Genomic DNA, 24476 nt, shown 5'->3' on the forward strand with positions numbered 1-24476 from the left:
CGGCCATTCTGCCGCCGCCGTGGCCATGGGCAGCATGCTGCGCGCCTCTGCCCCGCGCAAGGCGCCCCGGCCATATGGCCAGGGCCGTCACCTCAGCGGGATCCGGGGGCCGCGAAGGCGCAGGTGAAGCGGATCTGCGCGCCCACCTGGGCCGGCGTCGGCGCGCCCTGGCCGGCGGCGTTCTGCGTCCGCAGCACCATCAGCACCACGTCATTCTGCTGGTTCGGCGCCAGGGTGAAGCGCGCCAGCGGGCGGGTGATCTCCCAATTGCCGAAGCGCGCCACGGCGATGGACATGGTCGCCGTGATCGAGCGGCCGCCCTGGTAATCCTGGTTCTGGAACTGGCCGTGATACTCCACCTCGGCGGTGCGGCCATTCGACAGGACGTTGCTGTAGAAGGCGTTGGTGGCGAGCACCTGGCCGTTGCAGAAGCGCGGCAGGGCTTGCGCCGCCGCCGGATGGGCAAAGCCGGCGAGCATGGCGGCGGCGGCGATGGCGGCGGTGCTGATGCGGGTCATGGCAGGGCATCCTTTGGGTCGTGCAGGCCCCCGGGGCGGGTTCCGATGCAGGCAAGCTGCGCCCCTGCCGGCCGAAGGGCCATGCGTCTGAACCGATCCCGCCGAATGGCCGCGCCGATGATGCGCGTCACGCCGCCCGCTTGATGAAATCGGCGCAGCGTTCGCCGATCATGATGCAGCCGGCATTGGTGTTGCCGCTCACCACCGTCGGCATGATGCTGGCATCGGCCACGCGCAGCCCGCCCACGCCGTTGACGCGCAGCTGCGTATCCACCACGGCGTTCATATCCTCACCCATGCGGCAGGTGCCCGTCGGGTGATAGATCGTGCCGCTGTTCCGGCGCACGAATTCCAGCAAGGCCGCGTCATCCCGCGCGGCCCCTGGCGGCGGGGCGTAGGCGGCTTCGATGAAGCGGCCCAGCGCCTTTGTCCCGGCCAGGCGATGCGCGAGCTTCACCCCCTCCACCATGCATTGCTTGTCCGTCTCGCTGGTCAGGTAGCGGGCATGGATATGCGGCTTGGCCATGGCGTCGGGGTTGGCGAGCTTGATCTCGCCCCGGCTCTCGGGCCGCAGCTGGCAGACGCTGACGGTGAAGCCCGGGAATTTGTGCAGCCCTTCCTTCACGCTATCCGCACTCCAGGGGATGAAGTGGAACTGCACATCGGGTGTCGCACTTTGCGGCAGCACGCGGGCGAAAAGCCCCGAGGTGCCGGCCGCGAAGCTGAGCGGCCCGCCGCGCGTCAGCGCGAATTCGATGCCCATCCTTGCCATGCCGAGCCAGGAACCCACACGCTCATTCACCGTCACATTCTGGTTGGCGCGATACATCAGCCGCGCCTGGAGATGATCCTGCAAATTCTGCCCGACCTGCGGGATATCCCGCTGCACGGCGATGCCCATCTCGATCAGATGCTGCGCCGGCCCGAGGCCCGAGAGCATCATGAGCTGCGGCGAATTGATGGCGCCCGCACTCAGCACCACCTCCCGCGTCACCTTCAGCGTGCGTTCCTCGGCGCCCACGCGATACACAAGGCCGGTCACGCGGCCTTCCTCGATGATGAGGCGCTGCACCTGCGCATCGGTGATGACGCGCAGATTGGGGCGCTTCAGATGCGGCTTGAGATAGGCGGTGGCGGCCGAGCAGCGGAAGCCGTTGCGCACCGTCACCTGGTACCAGCCCGCCCCTTCCTGATCGGCGCCGTTGAAATCATCATTGCGCGGGAAGCCGAGTTCGAGTGCGGCATCAATGAAGGCTTGCGGCAGCACGCCCTTGTCGCGCAGGTCGCTCGTCGTCAGCGGGCCATCGCCGCCATGCAGCTCACTCGCGCCGCGCTCCTGGCGCTGGGAGCGCTTGAAATAGGCCAGGCAGTCATCGAAGCCCCAGCCGGTGCAGCCCAGCTGCCGCCAATGATCGTAATCCGCCGCCTGGCCCCGAATGTAGATCAGGCCGTTGATCGCGGACGACCCGCCCAGCACGCGCCCGCGCGGCCAGGGCACGGAGCGGCCATGCAATTCGGGCTCGGCCTCCGTTTGGTAGTTCCAGCTCAGCGTCGGGTGATACATCGTCTTGGCATAGCCGATGGGCACGTGCAGCCAGGGGTTGATGTCGCGGGCACCCGCTTCCAGCACCGTCACGCGGATGCGCGGATCCTCGCTGAGGCGCCCGGCCAGGGCGCTGCCGGCCGAGCCACTGCCCACCACCACCACATCGGTCTCATCCATGGCGCGTCCCTCCTGATTTGCCGGCGATGGTCCATGCGGCGGGGGATGCGGTCAACAGGGCCAGGATCAGCAGGGGTGCGGCCGGCTGCTTGACGTGGAGCACCTTGACGTGGGGCGGCTGCGGGTTTGCCATGGCGGTATGTCCCCTCTCGATACGCTCACCCAAGCCCTCGGCCCCGCCGCCTGCCTGCGCGGCGAGGCGGATATGGCGCCCTATGCGGTGGATTGGCGCGGCATTTATCACGGCCAGCCCGTGGCCGTGCTGCGCCCCGCGGAGACCGCCCAGGTCAGTGCCGCGCTCCGGCTTTGCGCCGAATTGAACCTGGCCGTGGTGCCGGCCGGCGGGCGCACCTCCCTCGCCGGGGCCGCCGTGCCCATGGCGCAGGGGCCGGCCAGCGTGGTGCTCAGCCTGGAGCGGATGAACCGCCTGCGCGCCGTGGATGCGCTGGACAATTCCCTCACCGCCGAGGCCGGCTGCACGATCGAGGCGGTGCAGAACGCCGCGACCGAGGCCCATCGCTTCTTCCCGCTGCATTTCGGCGCCCAGGGCTCGGCCATGGTCGGCGGCGCGCTCTCCACCAATGCGGGCGGCATCCGCACGCTGCGCTACGGCAATGCGCGGGACCTCGTGCTGGGGCTGGAGGTGGTGCTGCCCGATGGCCGGGTGCTGGATGATCTGCGCCGCGTGCGCAAGGATAATTCCGGCTATGCGCTGCGGCACTTGTTCATCGGCGCCGAGGGCACGCTGGGCATCATCACCGCCGCCACCCTCAAGCTGTTCCCCATGCTGGCCAAGCGCGAGACGGCGCTGGTCGCGGTGCGCTCCCCGGCCGAGGCGCTGCTGCTGCTGGCACGCTGCCAGGAAAGCGGCGCCGAACTCGTCGCCTTCGAACTCATCCGCAAGATCTGCATCGAGATCACGCTGAAGCACGGCACCAATATCCGCCAGCCGATGGAGCTTTCCACCGACTGGTACTGCCTGATCGAAGCCGCCAGCACCCACGCCGCCATCCCCGTGCGCGAGGCGCTGGAATCCGCCCTGATGGAAGGCATCGAGGCCGGCGAGGCGGAGGATGTGGTGCTGTGCGAGAGCGAGGCGCAACGCCAGAACCTGTGGAACATCCGCGAGACCTTCCCGACCTGTTCGCGCATGGAAGGCCCGGGCCTGGCCACCGATACCTCGGTCCCCGTCTCGCGCATTCCGGATTTCCTGGATCGCGCCCAGGCGCTGATCCAGGCGAATTGGCCGGAAGGGAAGATGGTGGCACTCGGGCATATGGGGGATGGCAATATCCATCTCTCGCTGCAGGCGCCGGCCGGGATGGGCCATCCCGAATGGCAGGCCCGCGCGCCGGAATTCGAGGGCCTGATCGGCGAGATCGCGGTGGAACTGGGCGGCAGCTTCTCGGCCGAGCATGGCATCGGGCAATCCAAGCGCGCCGCCATGGCCAAGCTGAAATCCCCCGTGGCGCTGGATCTGATGCGCGCCATCAAGGCGACGCTGGACCCCGCGGGGCGGATGAATCCGGGCAAGGTTCTGCCGCCAGCTTGAAGTGCCACCCGCGCCCGCCTAAACACGCAGCCGACGGGGCGTAGCACAGCCTGGTAGTGCGCCTGCTTTGGGAGCAGGAGGTCGGAGGTTCGAATCCTCTCGCCCCGAAATGCCGCAGCGCGAAGCCGTTGGTCGGGCGCCGGGTGGTTGCAGGGTCTCCGGCGGTCAGGCCGCAGGTTTTCCCACGGTGTTTGCCCGGCGTTCCAGCTCGGGGTGGGCGATGCGCTACCGCTCACTCTCCGCCGTCCGGGCCGCATATTCCGCCCAGGCCGCATGCCGCCCGCCCAGGCTGCGCCAATCCCCCGAGGGGATCAGCGGAACATGCCGCGCGTCATCCATCACATAGGCATAGGCCGGCCGCGGCCCGGCCGCGGTCCGCACCGTCAGCACGCTGCGCCGGTACATGCCCCCGGGCGCGCCGCCGGGCGCGCTGCCCTCCAGCGCATCCATCGCGGCCAGGCGCTCCAGCGGCAAGGCCACCACCTCGCCCCGGACTTCGCCCTCTCCGAGCGAGAGCGCGGGATAGGGGCCGCAATCATGCAGCCGCGCCCGGACGACGCCGGGGTCGCGTGGCAGCCCCTCCAGGTGATGCGCATTCGCCTCGCCTGCCATCAGCGTGCCGTAGACGAAGAGGTGCCCGATGGTGAGCGGCGCCGGCGCATCGCGCGCCGCGGCCTCCATCATGCCATGGCCGATGCCATGCGCCGCCTGGCCGCGGCGCACCACGGCCAGGTAGTCGGCATGCGGGGCCTGGAAGCCCTCGCTGGGCGCCACATAGGTCATCACCGGGATGGCGGTGCCATCGGCCAGCACCGCATGGCGCTGCACGCGCTGGTATTCCTCCGGCGCGCCTTCCTTGCGGTCCAGCGCCTGCAGCGCGATGGCATTGGCGCGGAACACCATGCCCTCCGCCGCCTGGCCCGGCCGCGCCCGCAGGTTCAGCGCGCCGCCCTTGCGGCTGCCGGCGTAGTGATCAAACACCAGTTCGCAGTCCAGCAGCAGCGCCTTGGCCACCGGCGCCAGCTCGGCCCCGGTGAAGCCGCAACGCGCGCAGAAGCCGGCCCAGTCCAGCGCATCGAGGTTGGAGCCATAGCCGAAATACAGCGTCATCCCAGGGGTCATCCCAGGGGTCATCCCAGGGGTCATCCCAGGGCCGCCCGCGCTTCGGCCAGGGCGGCGCGCTGGGCTTCCGTCACCACGGGGTAATGCAGCTTGAGGGCCTTGAGGGCCCGGTTGATGGCGGCCACGACGATGAGGCGCGTGAACCACTTGTTGTCCGCCGGGACCACATACCAGGGGCAATCCTCGGTGGCGGTGGCGCGGATCGCCTTCTCATAGGCGTCCATGTAGCTGTCCCAGTGGCGGCGCTCGGCCACGTCGGCCGGGCTGAATTTCCAGTTCTTCTCGGGCTCGTCCAGCCGGGCGAGGAAGCGCCGCTTCTGCTCGGCCTGGGAGACGTTGAGGAAGAATTTCAGCACCACGACGCCCTGCCGCGCGAGGTAGCGTTCAAACCCCGCGATATCCTCCAGCCGCTCATTCCAGATATCCTTGGTCACGCGCGCATCGGGCAGTTTCTGGCCGGCCAGCACGCGCGGATGCACGCGCGCCACCAGCACCTCCTCGTACCAGCTGCGATTATGGATGCCGATCTGCCCGCGCGTCGGCAGTGCCGTCACATGGCGCCAGAGGAAATCGTGATCGAGCTCGACCGGCCCTGGCTGCTTGAAGCTCACCACGTGGCAGCCCTGCGGGTTCAGGCCGGAAAACACGTGCTTGATGGTGCCGTCCTTGCCCGCCGCATCCATCGCCTGGAACAGGCAGAGCACCGACCAGCGATCCTGCGCATAGAGCTTGTCCTGCTCCGCGCTCAGCCGGTCCACGCCGAATTGCAGCAGGGCCGAGGCCTCCTCCTTGGAAAGCTTGAGGCCGGACGTATCCGCGGGCTCCTGCTTGGCGAGGCGAAAGCCGCGCGGCCCCTCGACGCGATAGCGGGCGAGCTTCTTCTCGACTTCGAGATCCAGCGCCGGGATGTTCATGGGGTGGGTCCTTTCAGAACCGAATGCAGCCGCCACGCCCAGAGGATGGTGATGGCCTGCAAGGCGAGCGTGCCGCCCATCGCCCAGAAATACCCGGCACTGTCCCAGCCGCCCGACGGCGTGCGGGGCCAAAGGTCGATGATCGCGCCGATCACATATTGCAGGATGAACACCATGACGAGCATGGAGCCATTGATCGCGGTGGCCACCCGCCCGGCATATTCGGGCGCGAAGCGCTGGCCGACGGCGGTATAGCCCATCGGCCCGGCCGAGCCCGAGAAGGCGAAGGTGAACCAGATGAGGCACAGCGCCCAAAGGCTCATCGGCGGGCTGATGATCAGCACCGCCTGAAGGGTAAGCTGCACGCCCATGGCGATGCAGGGCACCAGCATGGGCGAATGCCCGCGCGCCTGGAAGAAACTCGCCGCCTGGCCATTGCCGAGGCTGCCGCCCGCCATCCCGCAGGCATAGGCGAAGAGCACCACGGCCCGCGCCGCCGCATCCAGCCCCGCGACATCGCGCAGCCACGGCCCGGCCCAGAGCCCCTGATAGACGAAGTTCAGGCCGGAAAGGATGATGATCGCCGGCACGAAGCGCAGGAAATACGGGTGGGTGAAGATCGGCCCGAAGGCCTTCACCTCGGAGATCAGCCCGCGCGTCTTCGGCCGCACATGGCCCGGCGGCGCATCCGCGACCGAGAGCCAGATCCAGATGGCGATGGCGAAGGACATCAGCGCCAGCACGGCGAAGCCGCCGCGCCAGCCGACCAGCGGCAGCAGCGCCTGCAAGGGAAGTGTCGCCATCATGCCGCCCAGGCCGCCGATGAAGACGCCGCCGCCCGTCATCGCCGCGACGCGCGCGCGCGGAAACCATTGCGTATTGGCCTTGAGCATCGCCATCAGCCCGGCCGAGATGCCGATGCCGGTGAGGAAGCGGCCGAAGCCCAGCATCAGCACACCATCCGCCAGCGCGCAGAGCAGGAAGGCCCCGCCCGACAAGGTGGCCAGCGCCGTCTGCACGCGCCGCGCGCCATAGCGGTCCAGTGCCACACCCACCGGCAATTGCGCGCCGGCATAAGCGACGAAGAGCACGGCCGCCAGCAGACCGAGATCCGAGGCGGAGAGCGAGAATTCCAGCGCCAGCAGCGGGCCGATGACCGCCAGCATCGCCCGGCTCGCCTGGTTCAGCACATTGACGAAGGCGAGCGGCAGGGTGACGCGCAGAAAAATGGGCAACTCAGTTCATCCTGATGCGAAAGCTGACCGGGCAATGGTCGGAAAGGCGGTCCCGCATGGCAGGCTCGCGCTCGGCATAGACCATGACGCGCAGGCTGTTCGGCACCGCCCAGCGCTGCGCCGCCCCGCCGAGGAAGATATGGCTGATGAAGGGGCGCCCACCCCGCGCATCGGCCCAGCAGGGGTTGGAGACGCCCTCATTCACCCGCGTCAGCGGCGCTGCGCGGGTGAGTTGCGCCAGCATGTCATCCCGCGCATCGCCGATGCGGCGGTTGAAATCGCCGAGGATGGCGAAGGCGGCGTTCTCCGCCCGCCGCGCCGCGATCCAGCCGGCGAGGATTTCGGATTGGCGGCCGAGATTCTCGCATTCGCGGCCACGTCCGGCCTCCATCGGCCCTTCGCGGCAGCCGGCATTCAGATGCACGGAGAGCAGGCGCAGCATGCGCCCCTCGCTCTCCACCGTGATGTCGGTACCACGCCGCAGCGAGAAGCGGGCATTCGGCGCCAGGTCCAGCTCCGCCAGGTCGGCGTTGCGGATGGCGCGCAGGCTCCGCTTCACGGCGAAGCCGGTGCGCTGGATGTCGCGCTCATCGGGGAAGAAGAAGGCATAGTCACGCGGGTTGAAGATGCGCGCCGCCGCCTCCGGCCCATCCACCTCCTGCAGGGCCACCACATCGGCATCCAGCCGCCGCGCGTAATCGGCGAGCAGGGTGAAATCCCCTGGCTGGCGGGGCGTCAGGTTGCGCGGAAGATCGGGGTCATGCGCCGGGCGCAACGTCAGCCAGGCGATGTTCCAGCTGGCGATCTTGAGCTCCGCCGCCTGGGTCGGCAGCGCAAGGAGAAGGGCGGCGAACAGGAGGACGAGGCGCATGCCCCCATCTTGCCGCGAAACCCCCGCCGATGCGAGGCGAGGGCGGCCGAGGTTTCGGCGGGTTCCGAAACATGGCCGGGCGTGGTCCTGTAGCGTCCCGTCATGCCCAACCTCGCCAGCATCGCCGCCTTGATCGGCGACCCATCCCGTGCCGCCATGCTCCAGGCCCTGCTTCCGGGCGAGGCGCTGACGGCAGGGGAACTCGCGCGCATCGCCGGCATCGGGGCCGCGGCCGCCAGCGCGCAGCTCAAGGCCCTGGCGGAGGCCGGGCTGATCACCGTGCATGCCCAGGGCCGCCACCGCTATCACCGCCTGGCGGGCGAGGAGATCGCCGGCGCGCTGGAGACGCTGATCGCGCTGCCGCAGACCAGCCCCCGCAAATCCTGGCCGCATGGCGAGGCCTTCCGGCAAGGGCGCCTGTGCTGGCACCATCTGGCCGGAAGGCTGGGCGTGGCGCTGCATCACCGTCTGACCCAGGATCGCTGGCTTGAAGCCGCACCGGGCGGCTGGGCACTCACCCCGCATGGCGAGGCGCGCTGCACGGCGCTGGGCGTGGATCTGCCCGCCGCCCGCCGGGCGCCCCGCTTCGCCTGTGACTGCATGGACTGGTCCGAGCGGCGGCCGCATCTCTCGGGCGGGCTGGGGCGTGAGGTGACGGGGATGATGCTCCGCCGCCTCTGGCTCACACGGATCGAGCCCCACGCGACCGACACGCTGCAACGCCGCCGCCTCGCCTGCACGCCCGAAGGGGCGCGGGCACTCTCGGCCGAATTCGGCGTGGCCTTGTGAGCCCGGCGACGCGCGTCGGCGTGGCCCTGGCCGCGATGACCGGCGCCTCGCAATTCCATCGCGCGGCGATCGGCGTCGTCGCACCCGAATTGGCGCTGGACCTCGATCTCGGGCCGGCCGCGCTGGGGGCGGCCAATACCGCGTTTTTCGGCGCGCTGATGGTCGCGCAAATTCCGGTGGGCGTGCTGCTGGACCGCATCGGCCCGCGCCGCCTCGTGCTGGCGCTGACCGGCCTCGCCGTGCTCGGCGCCCTGGCCCAGGCCCTGGCGCAGGATGGCGCGCAATTCCTGGCGGCGCGCTTCCTGCTGGGCCTGGGCTGCGGGGCGAGCTTCATGTCCGCCGTCTTCCTCACTGGCCGCTGGCACAAGGGCCCCGGCCTGACCCGCGCGCTGAGCTCCATCTTCGCCTGGAGCAATGCGGGCATCCTGGCCGCCGGCGCGCCGCTGGCGGTCATGGCCGGCTGGCTCGGCTGGCGCGGCGCCTTCCTGCTCTCGGCCGGGCTCATGGTGTTGATCGGCCTGCTCTGGGCGCGTTTCGCGGCGGATGATCCACCCGGCGCCCCGCCCCGGATTCCGCCGCGCGAATCGCTGGGCCAGGTGCTGGCCGGGCAGCTTACCGTCTGGCGGACGCCGGGCCTGCCGCGCATCCTCTCGCTGCATACCTTCGCCTATGCCGCGATGGCGACGCTGCTGGCGCTCTGGGCCGGGCCTTATCTGTTCGAGGTGCATGGCCTTGATGCCGCCGCGCGCGGGGGCGTGATCCTCGCCATGGGGCTGGCCGTTCCGGCCGGGCAGATGGCCGTGCCCCCGCTGGAGCGGCTGCTGGGGCGGGAGGCGGCGGTGCTGGCCTCGGCCGCGACGGTGGTGGCCACGCTGCTGCTGCTGGCGCTCTGGCCCGGCCTGCCGCTGCCAGTGGCCATCGCGCTGCTGATGCTGTGCTGCTTCTTCTCGGCCTATTCCATCCTGCTGGTCACGCAGGGCCGCGCGCTGTTTCCCGAGGCGATGGTCGGGCGGGGTGTCACCACGGTGAACCTCGCGCAGGTGCTGGGCTCGGCCCTGCTGCCGGCGCTGGTGGGCTGGGCGGTGGGCCAGGTGGGCGCGGGCGAGGCCGGCTTTCGCGCCGGCTTCGCGCTGATGGCGCTCTGCCTCATGGCCGGCATGGCCGGCTACCGCTTCCTGCCACGCCCGCGTTAGGCTGGCCCACCGTGATCAGGAGCCCCGCGCCATGACCCTTTCCATCCTTGAACAGCGCCGCATCGAGGCCGCCTTCGCCAAGGGCATCTTCGAGGAAATGGCCGCGACCCTGGGCGAGGAACAGGCCACCGCCATCCTCACCCGCGCCATCGTCAAGCTGGCCCGGCAGGCGGGTGCGACCATCGCCGCCGAGGCCCCCGCGCCCAGCATCCAGCACTTCGCCGATGCGATGGAGCGCTGGAAGCTGGATGACGCGCTGCGCATCGAGGTGCTGCGCCAGGATGAGACGCATTTCGACTTCAACGTGACGCGCTGCCGCTATGCCGAATCCTACCGCGAGATGGGGCTGGCCAAGCTGGGCGCCGTGCTCTCCTGCAACCGCGACGGCGCCTTTTGCGAAGGCTATGACCCCAAGCTGAAGCTGGAACGCACCCAGACCATCATGGGCGGCGCCACCCACTGCAACTTCCGCTACACGCGCGAGGCGTGAGCGGATGCGGCTTCCCGTCGCACCCTCAATCCCTGACGCCCCGATTGCCGCGGCGCCGCCCGGCCGACCCGGTGTGGAGCCATGACGCGCTACATCGCCACCAGCGCCGCCGCCTATGAGCAGAGCATGGGCCGCTGGTCCCGCCGCCTGGCGGAGGGGTTCCTGGCGGCCTGCGCCCTGCCGCCCGGCAGCCATGTCCTGGATGCCGGCTGCGGCACCGGGGCGCTGAGCGAGGCGCTGCGCGCGCGTGATGCCGGCGCGCGGATCGCGGGGCTGGATCTCGCGGAGCCCTATCTGGAGGCCGCCCGCGCCCGGGTGCCGGGGGGCGATTTCCGCCAGGGGGACCTCCAGGCCATGCCCTTCGCAGAGGGGGCGTTCGACGCCGCCCTCTCGCTGCTGGTCATCGCCTTCGTGCCCGATCCGGCGCGGGCGGCGCATGAGCTGCGGCGCGTGACCCGGCGAGGCGGGCTGGTCGCGGTGGCCATGTGGGATTTCTGGGGCGGGATGCCGAGCATGCGGCTCTTTGCCGACACCGCGGCCGCGCTGTTTCCCTCGGGCGTCGCCTGGCGGGAGACGCATTACGGCCGGCTGGTGGGCCAGCCCGGAACCCTCGGCCAGCTGCTGGAAGGGGCGGGGCTGCGGGATGTGACCGAGCATGACCTGCCGCTGCGCATGGATTACGCGAATTTCGACGCCTGGCTGGCGCCGTTGCGCGGCCAGCAGGGCATCATCGGGCCCTATCTGGGCAGCCTTGGCGAAGATGAACGCGCGATGTTCGAAGCGCGGCTGCGCGAGGCCTGGTGCGCCGGCGCCCCCGACGGGCCGCGCAGCTTCGCCGCGACAGCGCGGATGGCGATGGGGCGGGCCTGAACGGTTCAGGCCACGAGCTTGCGGTGGGACCGAGGGGCCAGCCCCTCGGGCTCCCCGGCAGGGTGAAAACCTGCGTGGTTTTCACAGTTTCCTGCACCTTCGTCAGTGGGATTTTACGATCGAAGATCCAAGAAACCTGGTTTCTTGGTGGGTGAGCGCGAGAGGGCAAAGCCCTTTCGCTTCCTGGCCTTTTGCCGGCCCCTAATCCACCCGGAGCGCTTCCACGCGGCGGTTGAGCGCGCGGCCCGCCTCGGTGGTGTTTTCGGCGATCGGGTCATTCTGGCCCCGGCCCTCCGCGGTGATGCGCGGCTCCGCGATGCCTTCGCGCACCAGCCAGATCCGCACCGCCTGGGCGCGGCGGAAGCTGAGGGGGTTGTTCACGCCTGGTCCGCCCTGGTTGTCGGTATGGCCGAGCAGCCGCAGCCGCAGGGTGGGTTGCGTCAGCAGCGCCTCGCGCAGCTCGGTCAGCAGGGCGATGGCGGGGGCGTCGAGCTCAACGGAATCCGTGCGGAAATTGATGTAGAGCGCGACGCGGCCTTCGCGCCGCAAGGCTTGCAGGACGGGGGCCTGGGTGGGGGCGCCAGGGCTGGTATTGGGCGTGCCCTGGAAGGTGAAGCCGCCGCGAAACGGGCCGAATTCCCGGGTCTGCACGCCGTTCCGCAGGCTGGCGGCATAGCTGGCATCGCCCGGCACCATGGCCACGCTGAGCGTGCCGCCGGTGATCGGGATCATCCCCGCATGCAGCGCGGCCCGGCAGAGCGCCGAATCGGCGGTATAGGGGTTGCTGCCCCAGATGGCCGCGGCGCGCAGCGCGGCACTGCCCGGGCAGATGCAGGACAGGCGCTCGGCGCTGCCGGCATAGGCGGCCATGGTATCGGGACAGAGGCGCGGGCCGGCGACCGTTTCCTCCTCGAAGGTGAAGCTTTGCCGCCAGGGGCCGAAATCGGCCGTGCGGACGCCATGGCGCGAGGCGCCCGGATGGCGCGTGACGCCCGCGATGACGCGCAGCGTGACCACGCCGCCCGCGCGCGTCACCGCCCCGGCATGCAGGGCCGCGCGGCAGATGCGGCTATCGCCCGTATAGACATCGCTGCCCGCGACGCTGCCGGCATCGAGCACGGCGGCGGGGATGCAGGTGCAGGTGAGGCTCTCGCCCACGCGCAGGCCCATGGCGTCACGCGGGCAGAGATCCGCCGCGCGGGCCGCCGCTGGGGGCAGGACAGGCAAGAGGAGCAGGGCAAGCAGCAGCAGGATCGGCATGGTGGGCCGATGGAAGCACGCGGCGGGCCCGATATGCGAGAGGGCTCAGCGCAGGCCGAGGAAGCTGAGCACGAAGAGCACGATGACCACGGCGCCGACGATATAGACAATGCTGTTCATGGGATGGGGTTCCTTAAGGTTGAGTCCAGGGCGGTAGAACGCGCGAGTAGGGGAAAAGTTGCCCAGGAACCGCATTTCCCCGCCCGCGTCGGTTGCCGCAGGGGTTTGGGGAGCCCGTGGCTCCCCAACGGGGCTTGGGGCAGCGCCCCAATTTACATTGATTTCGAATGCATTTTCCCGTATTGTTCGCGTTATGTTCCATCGCATCCCCCACCGCCCCCTCACCGACCGCCAATGGGCCGCGCTGCGCCCCTATGTGGAGCGCGACGCCCCGCAGGGCCGCCCCATGGCTGATCTGCGCCACCGCATGAATGGCATGTTCTGGCTGCTGACCACCGACGCCCCCTGGCGGGAGGTTCCGCCCGAATATGGCGAGGCGGGCACTGTCGCCCGGCATTTCCGGCGGCTGACGAAGGCGGGTGTATGGGAGGAACTGCTCCAGGCGCTGGCCGATCTCGGGCCGCGCCATCCGCTGCAATCGCTGCGGCGGGTGATCTTCCGGGGCGCGCGGCGGGCGTATCGGATGCGCGGAATGGGCATCATTGTCCTGGCGCGGCGGTTGAAGTTTCTCGGCGCCCTGCCTGGGCCGGCCTGGATGCTGCCCGATCCGGATTTGTCCAAAAGGCTGGTGGCGCTGCAAATGCGCCATCGTGAAAATTTCGGGCGCTTCGTGCTGCAATGGGGCAGGGCGCTGCGCAACCTGATGGGGATGGTGGGGGGCCGCGCCCATATCCCGCGCTCGCTTCGGCTGGCCATGGCGTGACCCCGCTGGACAAGCCGCCCGCCCCGCCCGACAAACGCCGGATGACATCCGTTGCACCCAGCGTCGCCCCCTTGGCCCCCGAGCGGGCCGCCCAGCTGGCCGCCGAATTCGGCCTCAAGCCCGATGAGTACCAGCGCGCGCTGGCGATTCTCGGGCGCGACCCGACGCTGACCGAGCTCGGCATTTTCTCGGTGATGTGGAGCGAGCATTGCTCCTACAAATCCAGCCGCGTCTGGCTGCGCGAATTGCCCACCAAGGCGCCCTGGGTGCTGGTCGGGCCTGGTGAGAATGCCGGCGTGATCGCCATTGGCGAGGGGCTGGCCGCCGTCTTCAAGATGGAAAGCCACAACCACCCGAGCTTCATCGAGCCCTATAATGGCGCGGCCACGGGTGTCGGCGGCATCCTGCGCGATGTCTTCACCATGGGGGCGCGGCCCATCGCCAACCTCAACGCGCTGCGCTTTGGTGACCCTTCGCTGCCGCGCACGCGGCGCATCCTGGATGGCGTGGTGCGCGGCATTGGCGGCTATGGCAATTGCGTGGGCGTGCCGACCGTGGGGGGCGAGGTGAATTTCCACCCGGCCTATAACGGCAATCCGCTGGTGAATGCGATGACGGTGGGGATTTTGAAGGCGGATCGGATTTTTACCGCCGCCGCGACCGGCGTCGGCAATTCCGTGGTCTATGTCGGCTCCAAGACGGGGCGGGACGGCATTCATGGCGCCACCATGTCCAGCACGGAGTTCAGCGCGGATTCCGAGGAAAAGCGCCCCACGGTGCAGATCGGCGACCCGTTTGCGGAGAAGCTGCTGATCGAGGCCTGCCTCGAATTGATGGCGACGGATGCCATCGTCGCCATCCAGGATATGGGGGCCGCGGGCCTCACCAGCTCCGGCGTCGAGATGGCCGGCAAGGGCGGCATGGGTATCGAGATGGATATGGGCGCGGTGCCCCAGCGCGAGACCGGCATGTCCGCCTATGAAATGATGCTGAGCGAAAGCCAGGAGCGCATGCTGATGGTGCTCAAGCCCGGGCGCGAGGCGCTGGCCGAGGCCATCTTCCACAAATGGGAGCTGGATTTCGCGGTCGTCGGCAAGCTGACCGAGACGGGGCGGATCGTCATCACCCATCACGGCAAGGTCGAGGCGGATATCCCGCTGGCGCCGCTGGAATCCGAAGCGCCGCTCTATCGCCGCCCGATCGCGGAGACGCCCAAGCTGCCCGTGCTGAAAGCCAGCGAGATCGCGGACCCGGTGGGCATCCTGGCGGCGCTGGAAACCCTGGTGGCCTGCCCCGACCTCTGCTCGCGCCGCTGGATCTGGGACCAGTATGACGCGCAGGTGGGCGGCCAGACGGCCAAGCGGCCCGGCCAGGCCGATGCCGCCGTGGTGCGGATCGAGGATCATGTGCGGGCGCTGGCCATGACCACCGATTGCACGCCGCGCTATTGCCAGGCGGACCCCCATGCGGGCGGCATGCAGGCGGTGGCCGAGGCCTGGCGCAATCTGACCGCCGTCGGCGCCCTGCCGCGCGCCATCACCGACAACATGAATTTCGGCAATCCCGAAAAGCCCGAGATCATGGGCCAATTCGCCGCCGCCGTGCGCGGCATGGCGGCTGCCTGCAACGCGCTGGATTTCCCGGTAATCAGCGGCAATGTCTCGCTCTACAACGAGACCGAGGGCCGCGCGATTTTGCCGACACCCGCCATTGGCGGCGTGGGCGTGCTGGAAGATGTGGCGCAGGCGGTCGGCCTGGCCATGCCGCAAGGGGCCGCGATCATCCTGGTGGGCGAGACGCAAGGCTGGCTCGGCCAGTCGCTCTGGCTGCGCGAGATCGCGGGGCAGGAGGCGGGCGCGCCCCCGCCGGTGGACCTGGCGGCCGAGCGGCGGAACGGCGATTTCGTGCGCGGGCAAATCCTGGCCGGCGCCGTCAGCGCCTGCCATGATTGCGCCGATGGTGGTTTGCTGGTGACGATTGCGGAAATGTGCATGGCCTCGGGCGTCGGCGCCACGCTGGATGGCGCGGGTGAGCACGGCTTCTGGTTCGGTGAGGACCAATCCCGCTACGTGGTCGCCGTCACGGACGGCGCGGCTTTCCTGGCGGCTGCGGCGGCGGTGGGGGTGCCAGCGCGGAAGCTCGGAGAATCAGGCGGTGGGGACTTGGTTCTGAGCGGAAAGGGGACCATATCGGTCTCCAATCTGGTGGCGGCGCATGAGGCGACGCTGCCCAAGCTGATGCAAGAGGTCTGAACCGCATGCCGATGCAACCGGCCGAAATCGAGGCGCTGATCAAATCGGCCCTGCCCGACGCGCAGGTGACGATCGAGGATCTGGCCGGCGATGGCGACCATTACGCCGCGAAGGTGATTTCCGAGAGCTTCCGCGGCGTCTCCCGCGTCAAGCAGCATCAGATCGTCTATGCCGCGCTGCAAGGCCGCATGGGCGGCGTGCTGCATGCCCTGGCGCTGCAGACCAGCGCCCCCGATTGAACGAACCCAAAGAAGGAAGTCCAGGATGACCGACGCCACCACCCGCATCGAAGCCGAAATCACCGGCAACCCCGTCGTGCTCTACATGAAGGGCACGCCCGTCTTTCCGCAATGCGGGTTTTCGGCCCGTGTGGTGCAGATTCTCAGCCATGTCGGCGTGCCCTTCAAGGGCGTGAACGTGCTGGAAGACGCCGAGATCCGCGAGGGCATCAAGGCCTACACGAATTGGCCGACCATCCCGCAGCTTTACGTGCAGGGCGAATTCGTCGGCGGCTGCGACATCGTGATGGAGATGTTCCAGTCGGGCGAATTGCAGACGATGCTCAAGGAAAAGGGCATCGCGACGAAGGCCGAAGCGTAAGGCCGCGCGATTCCCGGGGCTGCACCACGGGCCCGGCGAAACCCGCCGGGCCCGTGCTCAGCCACGGGGCTACATGCTGCTGATCTGCGGCGCGGCCAGTGCGCCACGCAGCAGCACGATCTCATCCAGAGGGTCGACGAAGGCTGTGCCCTTCACCTCAGAGATGGTGCGCGCGCGCAGATAGCGGTGCACGCCGCGGGTCTGGGCCAGCTCCATTTCGGGGAAGGGGCCGGCGGGCGGGCCCTCCACCAGCGCCACCGTCACCAGGATGGCGCCGCGGGCCGAGCGGTCCAGCATGTCGGCCGTATCCTCGAAGGTGGGCAGGCTGCGCTCGGTCTCCTGCGTGACCTGCAGCAGGAGCTTGCCATGCAGGCCGCGCAGCGCCTCACGGAAGCGCAGCGTGGCCCGTTCCAGGCTGGCATAGCCGGTCGCCTCGGACGGATCGTAGCGATGGAAGATCGTCGGGCCGTAGAGCTCGGAGAGGCGCACATGGCGGCAGAGATGGCCGTCGCTGCCGACGGGCCGATCCTCGGGGAGGATGGGCTCGTAATCGGTGGCGAGCAGCAGCCCGGCGCAATCATCCACGATGCTGTCACGCACCGCTTCGGCCGGGATGGTCATCCAGTCGAAGGGGCCGGCCCAGCGGCGCAGGCCGCCGCGCCGGAGCATGCCGGCGGTGCCCGGCATGCAGCCCAGGCCGATACAGGCCAAGGGGGAAGGCCGCGCGGCGAGGCCAGGGGCGATCACATCCTCGATGCCGCGTCCGCCCATGGTGGCGAGCAGCCGGGTCTTTGCCTCGGTGCTGGTGTAGACGAGCTGCATGAAGTCGGACACGACCTCATCCAGTGATTGGGTGGCGCCGCGGCGGGTGAGTTCCTCGGTGAAGGCGGTTTGCCAGTTGGGGTCCACGCTCCGCCCGAGGAAGGCCTGGTGGGTCGCGCGGATCACTGTTTCCAGGACGTCACGCGCGGGAAGCTGTGCAGGAATCGGCATGGGCGAAGATGTGCAGGCGAAGGGGTAGCCTCGTCAACTGCGCCTGGGCCGCGCGGGGTTGCCGAGGACCATGGCGCCCGGGGCCACATCGCGCGTGATGACGCTGCCCGCGCCCACCACCGCGCCATCGCCGATGGTCACGCCGGGCAGCAGGATGGCACCGCCGCCGATCCAGGCATCGGCCCCGATGCGGACGGGGCGGCCGAACTCGACCCCGGTGGCCCGCGTGGCCGCATCGCGGGGGTGATCGGCGGCGTAGATCTGCACGGCCGGGCCGATCTGCGCGCGGGCGCCGATGGTGACCTCGACCACGTCAAGGATCACCACGTTGAAATTCAGGAAGGCGCCTGCGCCGAGGCGGATGTTGAAGCCGTAGTCGCAATGGAAGGGCGGCCGGATCACCGCGCCAACGCCCAAGGCGCCCAGGCGTTCGGCCAGCAAGGCGTGACGCGCCTCGGCCGTCAGATGATGGGAGGTGTTGTAGCGGCCAAGCCAAGCGAGTGTGGCGGCCTGATCGGCCTGCAACTCGGGATCATCGGGCCGGTAGGACTGGCCCGCGAGCATGCGCTGCTTTTCAGTGGGCATGGGCAGGGCCCGGTGCGGGCGCCGAAGCGCCCGCACCGGCATTCATCAACGCGAGTAGAATTCGACGACCAGGTTCGGTTCCATCTGCACCGGATAGGGCACATCGCTGAACTTGGGCGTGCGCAGGATGCGGCCGCGCATCGCGCGGTGATCCACCTCGATGTATTCCGGCACGTCGCGGCCGGCTTCCTGGGCGGCGTCGAGCACCATGGTCAGCTGCTTGGACTTTTCCTTCACCTCGATGGTGTCGGTGTCCTTCACGCTGAAGCTCGGGATATTCACGCGCTTGCCATTCACCATGACGTGGCCATGGTTCACGAACTGGCGGGCCGCGAACGGCGTCACCGCGAACTTCATGCGGTAGATGATGGTGTCCAGCCGGCGCTCCAGCAGGTCAATCAGGTTCTCGGAGGTGTCGCCCTTGCGGCGTACGGCCTCATCGTAATACTTGCGGAACTGCTTCTCGCCGATATTGGCGTAGTAACCCTTAAGCTTCTGCTTCGCCATGAGCTGGATGCCGAAATCGGTCGGCTTGTTCTTGCGGCGCTGGCCGTGCTGGCCGGGGCCGTAGGTGCGGGCCCCCTGCTCACCCTTGCGGGCCTTGACGACCGGGCTCTTGGCGCGGCCCCAGAGGTTCTCACCCAGGCGGCGATTGATCTTGTACTTGCTGGCAAGGCGCTTCGTCATGCGCGACTCCCCGGCACCATTTCGGCACCGGACCTTCTTCATGTTGCGGGGCCATTCTCAGCCCAGCGGATTGTCCCGGTAGTCTCTCGTGCCCCGGAGCCTGATCGTGCCGGACCACTTCGGCCGGCGCGTCAATCAGTCCCCGTCACACATGAGCGGGCGCACGCCCCGAAGGCGTGTCCTCGTTCCCAGGAATGGCGGCGGTTTAGGTCGCGCGGCGGGCCTTGTCAAACCGGCGCCGAAACACCTACTGCGCGTCATGGCAACGCGCGAAGAAATCCTGGTCCTGGGCCTGACCGCTGGCGTCACCGGCAGCCTGGTGGGCGGCATGATGCTTGGGCTCGGCATGGCCGCCATCGGGCAGGGCGTGCATATGGGCTGGCTGCTGGTCCTGCCGGCCGGGCCGGTGGGCGGGGGCCTTGGCTATCTTCTCGCGCGGAAGCTCGCAAACAGGAAGTGACGGCAGCTACCCTTGGGCGCCCGCAGGGATTAAACCCGCACCCCATGCAATATGTTTCCACCCGTGGTGAAGCCGCCCCGCGCGGTTTCGAGGATGTCCTGCTCGCTGGCCTCGCCGAGGATGGCGGGCTCTTCATGCCGGAATCCTGGCCGGTCCTCCGGCCTGACGAATGGCGCGCTCTGCGCGGCCTGCCCTATGCCGAGCTTTCGGCCCGCATCATCCATCGCTTCGTCGGCGATGCGCTGACGCTGGAGGAGCTGCACGGCCTGACCCGCGATGCCTATGCGAGCTTCCGCCACACCGCCGTGGTGCCGCTGGTGCAGCTCGGCCCGCGCGATTTCGCGCTGGAGCTGTTTCACGGCCCCACGCTCGCTTTCAAGGATGTGGCGCTGCAATTGCTCGGCCGCCTGTTCGATCATGTGCTGGCCAAGCGGGGTGAGCGCATCACCATCGTGGGTGCGACCAGCGGCGATACGGGTTCCGCCGCCATCGAGGCCTGCCGCGACCGCGCCGCCGTGGACATCGTCATCCTCCACCCTGAGGGCCGCACCAGTGAGGTGCAGCGCCGGCAGATGACCACCGTGATGTCGGCCAATGTCGCCAATATCGCCATCCAGGGCAGCTTCGATGATTGCCAGGATCTGGTGAAGGCGATGTTCGTGGATGCGGGGTTCCGCGGTGAAATGCGGCTCGCTGCCGTGAACTCCATCAACTGGGCGCGGATCGCGGCGCAGATCCCCTATTACGTCGCCTCCGCCCTGGCGCTGGGCGCGCCGGATCGGGAAGTGGCGGTCTCGGTGCCCACGGGCAATTTCGGCAATGTGCTGGCAGCCTGGGCGGCGAAGCAGATGGGCCTGCCGATTGCGAAGTTCATCGTGGGCAGCAACCGCAATGACATCCTCACGCGCTTCCTGGCCAGCAATGACATGAGTGCCCGCGCGGTCGAGCCCTCGCTCTCGCCCTCCATGGACATTCAGGTGAGCAGCAATTTCGAGCGGCTGCTGTTCGAGCTGCTGGGCCGCGACGCCAAGGCCACGGCGGCACAGATGCAAGGCTTCCGCGCCACGGGCCGCATGCCCATCCCCGATGCCGCCTGGCGTGCGGCCACGCGGCACTTCCAGGGCTTCATGCTGGATGATGCCGGCACCCTGGCCGAGATCGCCCATCTGCATCAGGCCGCGGGCTATCTCGCGGACCCGCACACGGCCATCGGCACGGCGGCCGCGCGGGCCTTGGCGCCGGCTGATCCGCATATGCCCGTCATCATCGCGGCCACCGCGCATCCGGCGAAATTCCCGGATGCGGTGCAGCGCGCCACGGGCATTCACCCGCCCTTGCCGCCCGCGCTGAGTGATCTTTATGAGCGCGAGGAGCGCTTCACCGTCCTGCCCAATGACCTTGCCGCCGCACAGGGTTTCGTGCGGCAGCACAGCCTTCGCAACGCCGCATGACCCCCGGGAACAGCATGACCGATTCCGTCCGCCTCACGCGCCTGCCCAGCGGCCTTCTTGTCGTCAGCGAGCATATGCCGCGCGTCGAGACCGTCTCCATCGGCGCCTATGTGCATGCCGGCACGCGCAATGAGACGGCCGAGGAAAACGGCGCCTCGCACTTCCTCGAACACATGGCCTTCAAGGGCACCCAGCGCCGTGATGCCCCGGCGATTGCGCGCGAGATCGAGAATGTCGGCGGCCACATCAACGCCTATACGGCGCGCGAGCAGACCGCCTATTACTGCAAGGTGCTGAAGGAAGACATGGGCCTGGCCGCCGACATCATCGGCGATATCCTCTGCCATTCCACCCTGATCCCCGAGGAGCTGGAGCGCGAGCGCGGCGTGATCCTGCAGGAGATCGGCCAGGCGAATGACACGCCGGATGACATCATCTTCGATCACTTCCAGCATGCCTGCTTCCCCGATCAGGCGATGGGCCGGCCCACGCTGGGCACGGAAGAGATCATCGAGAAAATGCCGCGTGAGGCGCTGACGCAATACATGGCGCGCCACTACGGCCCCTCGCGCATGGTGGTCGCGGCCGCCGGTGCGCTGGATCACGACGCGCTGCTGGACATGGTGGGCGAGCATTTCCGCGACCTGCCCGACGTGACACCGCATCAGCCCGAACTGGCACGCTATGCCGGCGGCGAATTCCGCGAGGAGCGTGAACTGGACCAGGTGCATCTGGTGCTGGGCTTCCCCTCCACCCACTACACCGACCCAGATCATTATCCGGTGATGCTGCTTTCCACCTTGCTGGGCGGCGGCATGTCCTCCCGCCTGTTCCAGGAAATCCGCGAGAAGCGGGGCCTCGTCTATTCCATCTATTCCTTCGCGCATCCTTACGATGATGCGGGCGTCTTCGCGCTCTACGCCGGCACGGGCGAGGACCAGGTGGCGGAACTGCTGCCCGTCGCCATCGAGGAGCTACGCCGTGTGCGCGGCGATGTGACGGAGGATGAGCTGAACCGTGCCAAGGCGCAGCTGCGCGCCTCGCTTCTCATGTCGCTGGAATCCACGGGCTCGCGCTGCGAGCAGATTGCGCGGCAATTGCAGGTGCATGGCCGCATCATCCCGACCGAGGAAACCAAGCAGCGCATCGCCGCCGTCACGGTCGAGGATATTCAGCGCGCGGCCAAGCGCATCTTTGCGGGCAAGCCGACGCTGGCGACGATGGGGCCGATCGGCAAGGTGATGGGCCTCGCCGAAATCGCGGAGAAGATGGCGGCATGAGCGGGTCCGATCGCGAAGCGGAGCGCAGCGTGGATCGGCCCCGCCAGCCAAACGCGGATGTTCTGAACGCCCTGCTGGATGCGGCACGCCGCGCCGGCGCGGAACAGGCCGATGCGCTGCTGGTGCATTCCGCCTCGCTCTCCGTGCAGCGCCGCCTCGGCGCCATCGAGGAGCTGGAGCGTGCCGAGAGCAGTGATCTCGGCCTGCGCGTCTTCATCGGCAAGCGCGTCGCCATCGTCAGCGGCACGGATATGTCGCCCTCGGGTTTCGCGGCCCTGGCCGAGCGCGCCGTCGCGATGGCGCGCGTCGTGCCGGAGGATGCGCTGGCCACATTGTTGGATGCGCCGGCACCTCTCACCGGTCTTGATCTGGGCGATGCTCTGGAGCCCGATGCGGATGCCCTGCTGGCCCGCGCGGCCCTGGCCGAGGAAGCCGCCATGGCCGTGCCGGGTGTCACAAACAGCGAGGGCGCTTCGGCCGGATGGTCCCGTGCCACGCGCGCGCTGGCGACGACGCGCGGCTTCTTTGGCGAATATACCCGTGCCTCGCATTCCATCTCGGCCACGGCGCTGGCCGGTGCGGGCACCGGCATGCAGCGCGATTATGATTACTCCAGCGCCAGTCACCTCGCCGATCTCGATGACGCTGCCCTGCTGGGCCGGCGCGCGGGTGAGCAGGCGGTGGCGCGGCTGAACCCGACGCGTCCGGCCAGCACGCGGCTTTCCGTGGTGTATCATCCGCGCGTCGCGGCCTCGCTGCTCGGGCATCTGGTGAGTGCGATCAATGGCGCGTCCATCGCGCGCGGGACTTCCTTCCTGAAGGATGCGATGGGCCAGCAGATCCTGCCACGCGGCATGTTCGTGATGGATGATCCGCTGCGCCCGCGCGGCCCGCGCAGCCGCCCCTTCGATGGCGAGGGCCAGCCGGGCATTCGCCGCGCGCTGATCGAGGATGGTGTGCTGACCACCTGGCTGCTGGATGGCCGCAGCGCGAAGCAGCTGGGCCTCACCACCACCGGCCACGCCGCGCGCGGCACCGGCGGCCCGCCTTCGCCAGCCCCCACCAATCTCTGGCTGGAGCCGGGCGATGTGACGCCCGCCGCCTTGATGAGCGATATCCGCGAGGGGCTCTACATCACGGAACTCATCGGCATGGGCGTGAACGGCATCACCGGCGATTACTCACGCGGGGCGGCCGGCTTCATGATCCGTGACGGGCAACTGGCCGAGGCGGTGGGCGAGATCACCATCGCCGGCAAGCTGCCCGAGATGTTCCTCGCCATGCGCGCGGCCAATGACCTGGAATTCCGGCGCGGCAGCGATGCGCCGACGATCCGCGTGGACGGGATGACGCTGGCCGGCGCGTAGAGCGCCCTCCGTCCTGATGGGAATGTCGGGAAGGCGGCAGGCTCGCACAATAACCGGCGATCTCTCCGGCCTTGGTGGCGCTACTCGGCCGCCGCCAGGGAGACACGCCGCACGCGCCGTGTCTCCTGCCAGAGGGCGCTCGCCACCGCCAGGCCGAGGCAGGAGGCGGCCGCGATGAACACCATCTGCGGCTGCCCGTGATCGAGCAGCCAGCCACAGGCCAGCGGCCCGGCCATGCCGCCGATATTGAAGCCGGTGCTCACCACGCCGAACACCGCGCCCGCCTGGCCCGGCGGTGCCGCTGCGCGCACCAGCATGTCGCGCGAGGGCATGATCATGCCGGAGAGGAAGCCCGAGAGGCCCATCACCAGCAGCAGCGGCAGGGGTGACCAGGCGATGCTGCCCGCGACCAGGAACAGCAGCGCCGCACAGCCCAGCCCGGCGGCGGCCACCAGCCCGTGGCGCTTGGTGCGGTCCGCCACATAGCCGCCCACCAGCACGCCGGCGGCACTCATCGCCAGCCAGGCGGTGAGCGCGATATTCCCCGCGGTGAGGGAGGTGCCATGCGCCGCATTCCAGGCCGAGACGGCAAAGCCCTGGATGCTGGAATTGGACAGCGCGATCAGCACGAAGAAGGCCAGCAGCGTCATCACCGCAGCGTTCAGCAGGCGGGGTGCGCCGGGTGCGGGCTTGGCGCGCGCGGGCTGGCTGCGTTCGGCCAGCGCCTCGCGCAGCAGCGGCAGGGCTGCGAGCGGGCCGAGCAACCCGGCCAGCACCAGCGCGAAGCCGACACCGCCGAGGCTCGCCGCGCCCAGCATCAGCGCCGGGGCAACGGCGCTGCCGGCATAGCCGGCGAAGGTGTGCAGGGAGAAAGCGCGGCCCACATGCGCCTCCTGGATCGAGCTGCCCAGGATGGCGTAATCGGCCGGGTGATAGACGGCGTTGGCGAGGCCCGCGAGGGCCATGGCCGCCAGCAGCCAGGCATAGCTGCCGCCGATCCCGGCCATGGCGAAGGCAAAGCCCCCCAGCAGCAGGCCCGAGACCAGCGCGCGGCGCGGCCCCACGCGGTCCACCAGGAAGCCCATCGGCGCCTGGGTGCAGGCCGAGACGATGTTGAACAGCGTCAGCGCGAAGCCGAGTTCCAGGAAGGTGACGCCCATGCTGTCACGCAGCAACGGAAACAGCGGCGGCAGGGCCAGGATATGCACGTGGCTGACGAAATGCGCGCCGGAGACTGAGCCAAGGATGCGGCGCTCCTCGGGGGCGAAGGCGGTGGTCATGTCCGCTCCGATCGTGCGCGGCGCGCTTCGCCGCGTGCGTGGATCGGCGCGGCAACCCGCTCCGATCGTGCGCGGCGCGCTTCACCGCGTGCGTGGATCGG

At 69.0% G+C, this 24476-nt stretch carries 24 protein-coding genes and 1 tRNA gene; 14 read left to right on the top strand and 11 right to left on the bottom strand.

Annotated features, from left to right (window positions below):
- Positions 1 to 92: 92 nt before the first annotated feature.
- Together LHU95_RS04895 and LHU95_RS04900 are read right to left on the bottom strand one after the other, a co-directional pair.
- Positions 93 to 518 carry a hypothetical protein gene (locus tag LHU95_RS04895; RefSeq protein WP_248710263.1) on the bottom strand — a complete coding sequence of 142 codons (426 nt, stop codon included), beginning with the start codon at positions 516 to 518 and terminating at the stop codon, positions 93 to 95.
- A 127-nt stretch (positions 519 to 645) separates the two neighbouring features.
- Positions 646 to 2241 carry a GMC family oxidoreductase N-terminal domain-containing protein gene (locus LHU95_RS04900; protein WP_248710264.1) on the bottom strand — a complete coding sequence of 532 codons (1596 nt, stop codon included), beginning with the start codon at positions 2239 to 2241 and terminating at the stop codon, positions 646 to 648.
- Between the two features lie 139 nt (positions 2242 to 2380).
- Between LHU95_RS04900 and LHU95_RS04905 the strand changes: the two genes are divergently transcribed.
- Both LHU95_RS04905 and LHU95_RS04910 read left to right on the top strand, forming a co-directional pair.
- The gene (locus LHU95_RS04905; RefSeq protein WP_248710265.1) at positions 2381 to 3793 is read left to right on the top strand and encodes an FAD-binding oxidoreductase; all 1413 of its coding nucleotides are present in this window, start codon (positions 2381 to 2383) and stop codon (positions 3791 to 3793) included.
- A gap of 34 nt (positions 3794 to 3827) precedes the next feature.
- Positions 3828 to 3901, top strand: a tRNA-Pro gene (locus LHU95_RS04910).
- Between the two features lie 117 nt (positions 3902 to 4018).
- Here LHU95_RS04910 and LHU95_RS04915 read toward each other — a convergent pair.
- Genes LHU95_RS04915 through LHU95_RS04930 form a run of 4 tightly spaced genes read right to left on the bottom strand, consistent with a single transcriptional unit; the run spans position 4019 to position 7935 of the window.
- The gene (locus LHU95_RS04915) at positions 4019 to 4915 is read right to left on the bottom strand and encodes a gamma-glutamylcyclotransferase (protein WP_248710266.1); all 897 of its coding nucleotides are present in this window, start codon (positions 4913 to 4915) and stop codon (positions 4019 to 4021) included.
- A gap of 20 nt (positions 4916 to 4935) precedes the next feature.
- On the bottom strand, positions 4936 to 5829 hold the full coding sequence (locus LHU95_RS04920; RefSeq protein ID WP_248710267.1) for a polyphosphate kinase 2 family protein: 894 nt from the start codon (positions 5827 to 5829) through the stop codon (positions 4936 to 4938).
- Positions 5826 to 7064: an MFS transporter gene (locus tag LHU95_RS04925; RefSeq protein ID WP_248710268.1), complete on the bottom strand. Its 1239-nt coding sequence runs from the start codon at positions 7062 to 7064 to the stop codon at positions 5826 to 5828. The genes LHU95_RS04920 and LHU95_RS04925 overlap by 4 nt, the downstream gene beginning before the upstream one ends.
- A 1-nt stretch (position 7065) precedes the next feature.
- A complete protein-coding gene (locus LHU95_RS04930) occupies positions 7066 to 7935 on the bottom strand; it encodes an endonuclease/exonuclease/phosphatase family protein (protein WP_248710269.1) in 870 nt (289 codons plus the stop codon).
- A 102-nt stretch (positions 7936 to 8037) separates the two neighbouring features.
- On the opposite strand from LHU95_RS04930, the gene LHU95_RS04935 reads away from it, so the two are divergent.
- The 4 genes from LHU95_RS04935 to LHU95_RS04950 all read left to right on the top strand — a co-directional run bounded on the left by LHU95_RS04935 (position 8038) and on the right by LHU95_RS04950 (position 11277).
- The gene (locus tag LHU95_RS04935) at positions 8038 to 8724 is read left to right on the top strand and encodes a helix-turn-helix transcriptional regulator (RefSeq protein WP_248710270.1); all 687 of its coding nucleotides are present in this window, start codon (positions 8038 to 8040) and stop codon (positions 8722 to 8724) included.
- Positions 8721 to 9917 (top strand): MFS transporter, encoded by a 1197-nt coding sequence (locus LHU95_RS04940; protein WP_248710271.1) that lies wholly within the window; start codon positions 8721 to 8723, stop codon positions 9915 to 9917. Before LHU95_RS04935 ends, LHU95_RS04940 begins: the two co-directional genes overlap by 4 nt.
- 31 nt (positions 9918 to 9948) lie before the next feature.
- Positions 9949 to 10407 carry an L-2-amino-thiazoline-4-carboxylic acid hydrolase gene (locus tag LHU95_RS04945; RefSeq protein WP_248710272.1) on the top strand — a complete coding sequence of 153 codons (459 nt, stop codon included), beginning with the start codon at positions 9949 to 9951 and terminating at the stop codon, positions 10405 to 10407.
- A gap of 81 nt (positions 10408 to 10488) precedes the next feature.
- Positions 10489 to 11277 (top strand): class I SAM-dependent methyltransferase, encoded by a 789-nt coding sequence (locus LHU95_RS04950; RefSeq protein ID WP_248710273.1) that lies wholly within the window; start codon positions 10489 to 10491, stop codon positions 11275 to 11277.
- 201 nt (positions 11278 to 11478) lie between these two features.
- Here the strand turns inward: LHU95_RS04950 and LHU95_RS04955 are convergent, their stop codons facing one another.
- Complete coding sequence (locus LHU95_RS04955; RefSeq protein WP_248710274.1) at positions 11479 to 12537, bottom strand: LCCL domain-containing protein; 1059 nt, start codon at positions 12535 to 12537, stop codon at positions 11479 to 11481.
- A gap of 313 nt (positions 12538 to 12850) precedes the next feature.
- Here LHU95_RS04955 and LHU95_RS04960 point away from each other — a divergent pair, with 313 nt between their 5' ends.
- From LHU95_RS04960 to grxD, 4 genes are read left to right on the top strand one after another with little or no spacing between them, the layout of a single operon-like run.
- Positions 12851 to 13420 carry a transposase gene (locus LHU95_RS04960; RefSeq protein ID WP_248710275.1) on the top strand — a complete coding sequence of 190 codons (570 nt, stop codon included), beginning with the start codon at positions 12851 to 12853 and terminating at the stop codon, positions 13418 to 13420.
- Between the two features lie 41 nt (positions 13421 to 13461).
- Positions 13462 to 15672, top strand: coding sequence for a phosphoribosylformylglycinamidine synthase subunit PurL (gene purL, locus LHU95_RS04965; RefSeq protein WP_248710276.1), 2211 nt, complete (start codon positions 13462 to 13464; stop codon positions 15670 to 15672).
- Positions 15673 to 15677: 5 nt separating this feature from the next.
- Positions 15678 to 15911 (top strand): BolA family transcriptional regulator, encoded by a 234-nt coding sequence (locus tag LHU95_RS04970; RefSeq protein ID WP_213616283.1) that lies wholly within the window; start codon positions 15678 to 15680, stop codon positions 15909 to 15911.
- A gap of 25 nt (positions 15912 to 15936) precedes the next feature.
- The gene (gene grxD, locus LHU95_RS04975) at positions 15937 to 16272 is read left to right on the top strand and encodes a Grx4 family monothiol glutaredoxin (RefSeq protein WP_248710277.1); all 336 of its coding nucleotides are present in this window, start codon (positions 15937 to 15939) and stop codon (positions 16270 to 16272) included.
- Positions 16273 to 16341: 69 nt separating this feature from the next.
- Here the strand turns inward: grxD and LHU95_RS04980 are convergent, their stop codons facing one another.
- The 3 genes from LHU95_RS04980 to rpsD are packed head-to-tail and all read right to left on the bottom strand — an operon-like array spanning position 16342 to position 18537.
- Positions 16342 to 17265, bottom strand: coding sequence for a DUF1796 family putative cysteine peptidase (locus LHU95_RS04980; RefSeq protein ID WP_248710278.1), 924 nt, complete (start codon positions 17263 to 17265; stop codon positions 16342 to 16344).
- A gap of 33 nt (positions 17266 to 17298) precedes the next feature.
- Positions 17299 to 17850: a sugar O-acetyltransferase gene (locus tag LHU95_RS04985; RefSeq protein ID WP_248710279.1), complete on the bottom strand. Its 552-nt coding sequence runs from the start codon at positions 17848 to 17850 to the stop codon at positions 17299 to 17301.
- Positions 17851 to 17895: 45 nt separating this feature from the next.
- Positions 17896 to 18537 carry a 30S ribosomal protein S4 gene (rpsD, locus tag LHU95_RS04990; protein WP_248710280.1) on the bottom strand — a complete coding sequence of 214 codons (642 nt, stop codon included), beginning with the start codon at positions 18535 to 18537 and terminating at the stop codon, positions 17896 to 17898.
- A 259-nt stretch (positions 18538 to 18796) separates the two neighbouring features.
- Between rpsD and LHU95_RS04995 the strand changes: the two genes are divergently transcribed.
- From LHU95_RS04995 to LHU95_RS05010, 4 genes are read left to right on the top strand one after another with little or no spacing between them, the layout of a single operon-like run.
- Positions 18797 to 18997, top strand: a complete 201-nt coding sequence (locus LHU95_RS04995) for a hypothetical protein (RefSeq protein WP_248710281.1) — start codon at positions 18797 to 18799, stop codon at positions 18995 to 18997.
- Between the two features lie 44 nt (positions 18998 to 19041).
- Positions 19042 to 20448: a threonine synthase gene (gene thrC / locus LHU95_RS05000; protein WP_248710282.1), complete on the top strand. Its 1407-nt coding sequence runs from the start codon at positions 19042 to 19044 to the stop codon at positions 20446 to 20448.
- A 14-nt stretch (positions 20449 to 20462) separates the two neighbouring features.
- Positions 20463 to 21728, top strand: coding sequence for a pitrilysin family protein (locus LHU95_RS05005; RefSeq protein WP_248710283.1), 1266 nt, complete (start codon positions 20463 to 20465; stop codon positions 21726 to 21728).
- Positions 21725 to 23095 (top strand): TldD/PmbA family protein, encoded by a 1371-nt coding sequence (locus LHU95_RS05010; RefSeq protein ID WP_248710284.1) that lies wholly within the window; start codon positions 21725 to 21727, stop codon positions 23093 to 23095. The genes LHU95_RS05005 and LHU95_RS05010 overlap by 4 nt, the downstream gene beginning before the upstream one ends.
- An 80-nt stretch (positions 23096 to 23175) precedes the next feature.
- On the opposite strand, the gene LHU95_RS05015 is transcribed toward LHU95_RS05010, so the two are convergent.
- Positions 23176 to 24375, bottom strand: coding sequence for an MFS transporter (locus tag LHU95_RS05015; RefSeq protein WP_248710285.1), 1200 nt, complete (start codon positions 24373 to 24375; stop codon positions 23176 to 23178).
- Between the last annotated feature and the right edge of the window lie 101 nt (positions 24376 to 24476).

The sequence above is a fragment of the Sediminicoccus sp. KRV36 genome (genome assembly GCF_023243115.1).
Lineage (GTDB): Bacteria > Pseudomonadota > Alphaproteobacteria > Acetobacterales > Acetobacteraceae > Roseococcus.

Bases quoted from the DNA above. Each gene is read 5' to 3' on its own strand.
- LHU95_RS04895 (WP_248710263.1), bottom strand. From the start codon at position 518: ATGACCCGCATCAGCACCGCCGCCATCGCCGCCGCCGCCATGCTCGCC.
- LHU95_RS04900 (WP_248710264.1), bottom strand. From the start codon at position 2,241: ATGGATGAGACCGATGTGGTGGTGGTGGGCAGTGGCTCGGCCGGCAGC.
- LHU95_RS04905 (WP_248710265.1), top strand. From the start codon at position 2,381: ATGTCCCCTCTCGATACGCTCACCCAAGCCCTCGGCCCCGCCGCCTGC.
- LHU95_RS04915 (WP_248710266.1), bottom strand. From the start codon at position 4,915: ATGACCCCTGGGATGACGCTGTATTTCGGCTATGGCTCCAACCTCGAT.
- LHU95_RS04920 (WP_248710267.1), bottom strand. From the start codon at position 5,829: ATGAACATCCCGGCGCTGGATCTCGAAGTCGAGAAGAAGCTCGCCCGC.
- LHU95_RS04930 (WP_248710269.1), bottom strand. From the start codon at position 7,935: ATGCGCCTCGTCCTCCTGTTCGCCGCCCTTCTCCTTGCGCTGCCGACC.
- LHU95_RS04935 (WP_248710270.1), top strand. From the start codon at position 8,038: ATGCCCAACCTCGCCAGCATCGCCGCCTTGATCGGCGACCCATCCCGT.
- LHU95_RS04945 (WP_248710272.1), top strand. From the start codon at position 9,949: ATGACCCTTTCCATCCTTGAACAGCGCCGCATCGAGGCCGCCTTCGCC.
- LHU95_RS04950 (WP_248710273.1), top strand. From the start codon at position 10,489: ATGACGCGCTACATCGCCACCAGCGCCGCCGCCTATGAGCAGAGCATG.
- LHU95_RS04955 (WP_248710274.1), bottom strand. From the start codon at position 12,537: ATGCCGATCCTGCTGCTGCTTGCCCTGCTCCTCTTGCCTGTCCTGCCC.
- LHU95_RS04960 (WP_248710275.1), top strand. From the start codon at position 12,851: ATGTTCCATCGCATCCCCCACCGCCCCCTCACCGACCGCCAATGGGCC.
- purL (WP_248710276.1), top strand. From the start codon at position 13,462: ATGACATCCGTTGCACCCAGCGTCGCCCCCTTGGCCCCCGAGCGGGCC.
- LHU95_RS04970 (WP_213616283.1), top strand. From the start codon at position 15,678: ATGCCGATGCAACCGGCCGAAATCGAGGCGCTGATCAAATCGGCCCTG.
- grxD (WP_248710277.1), top strand. From the start codon at position 15,937: ATGACCGACGCCACCACCCGCATCGAAGCCGAAATCACCGGCAACCCC.
- LHU95_RS04980 (WP_248710278.1), bottom strand. From the start codon at position 17,265: ATGCCGATTCCTGCACAGCTTCCCGCGCGTGACGTCCTGGAAACAGTG.
- LHU95_RS04985 (WP_248710279.1), bottom strand. From the start codon at position 17,850: ATGCCCACTGAAAAGCAGCGCATGCTCGCGGGCCAGTCCTACCGGCCC.
- rpsD (WP_248710280.1), bottom strand. From the start codon at position 18,537: ATGACGAAGCGCCTTGCCAGCAAGTACAAGATCAATCGCCGCCTGGGT.
- LHU95_RS04995 (WP_248710281.1), top strand. From the start codon at position 18,797: ATGGCAACGCGCGAAGAAATCCTGGTCCTGGGCCTGACCGCTGGCGTC.
- thrC (WP_248710282.1), top strand. From the start codon at position 19,042: ATGCAATATGTTTCCACCCGTGGTGAAGCCGCCCCGCGCGGTTTCGAG.
- LHU95_RS05005 (WP_248710283.1), top strand. From the start codon at position 20,463: ATGACCGATTCCGTCCGCCTCACGCGCCTGCCCAGCGGCCTTCTTGTC.
- LHU95_RS05010 (WP_248710284.1), top strand. From the start codon at position 21,725: ATGAGCGGGTCCGATCGCGAAGCGGAGCGCAGCGTGGATCGGCCCCGC.
- LHU95_RS05015 (WP_248710285.1), bottom strand. From the start codon at position 24,375: ATGACCACCGCCTTCGCCCCCGAGGAGCGCCGCATCCTTGGCTCAGTC.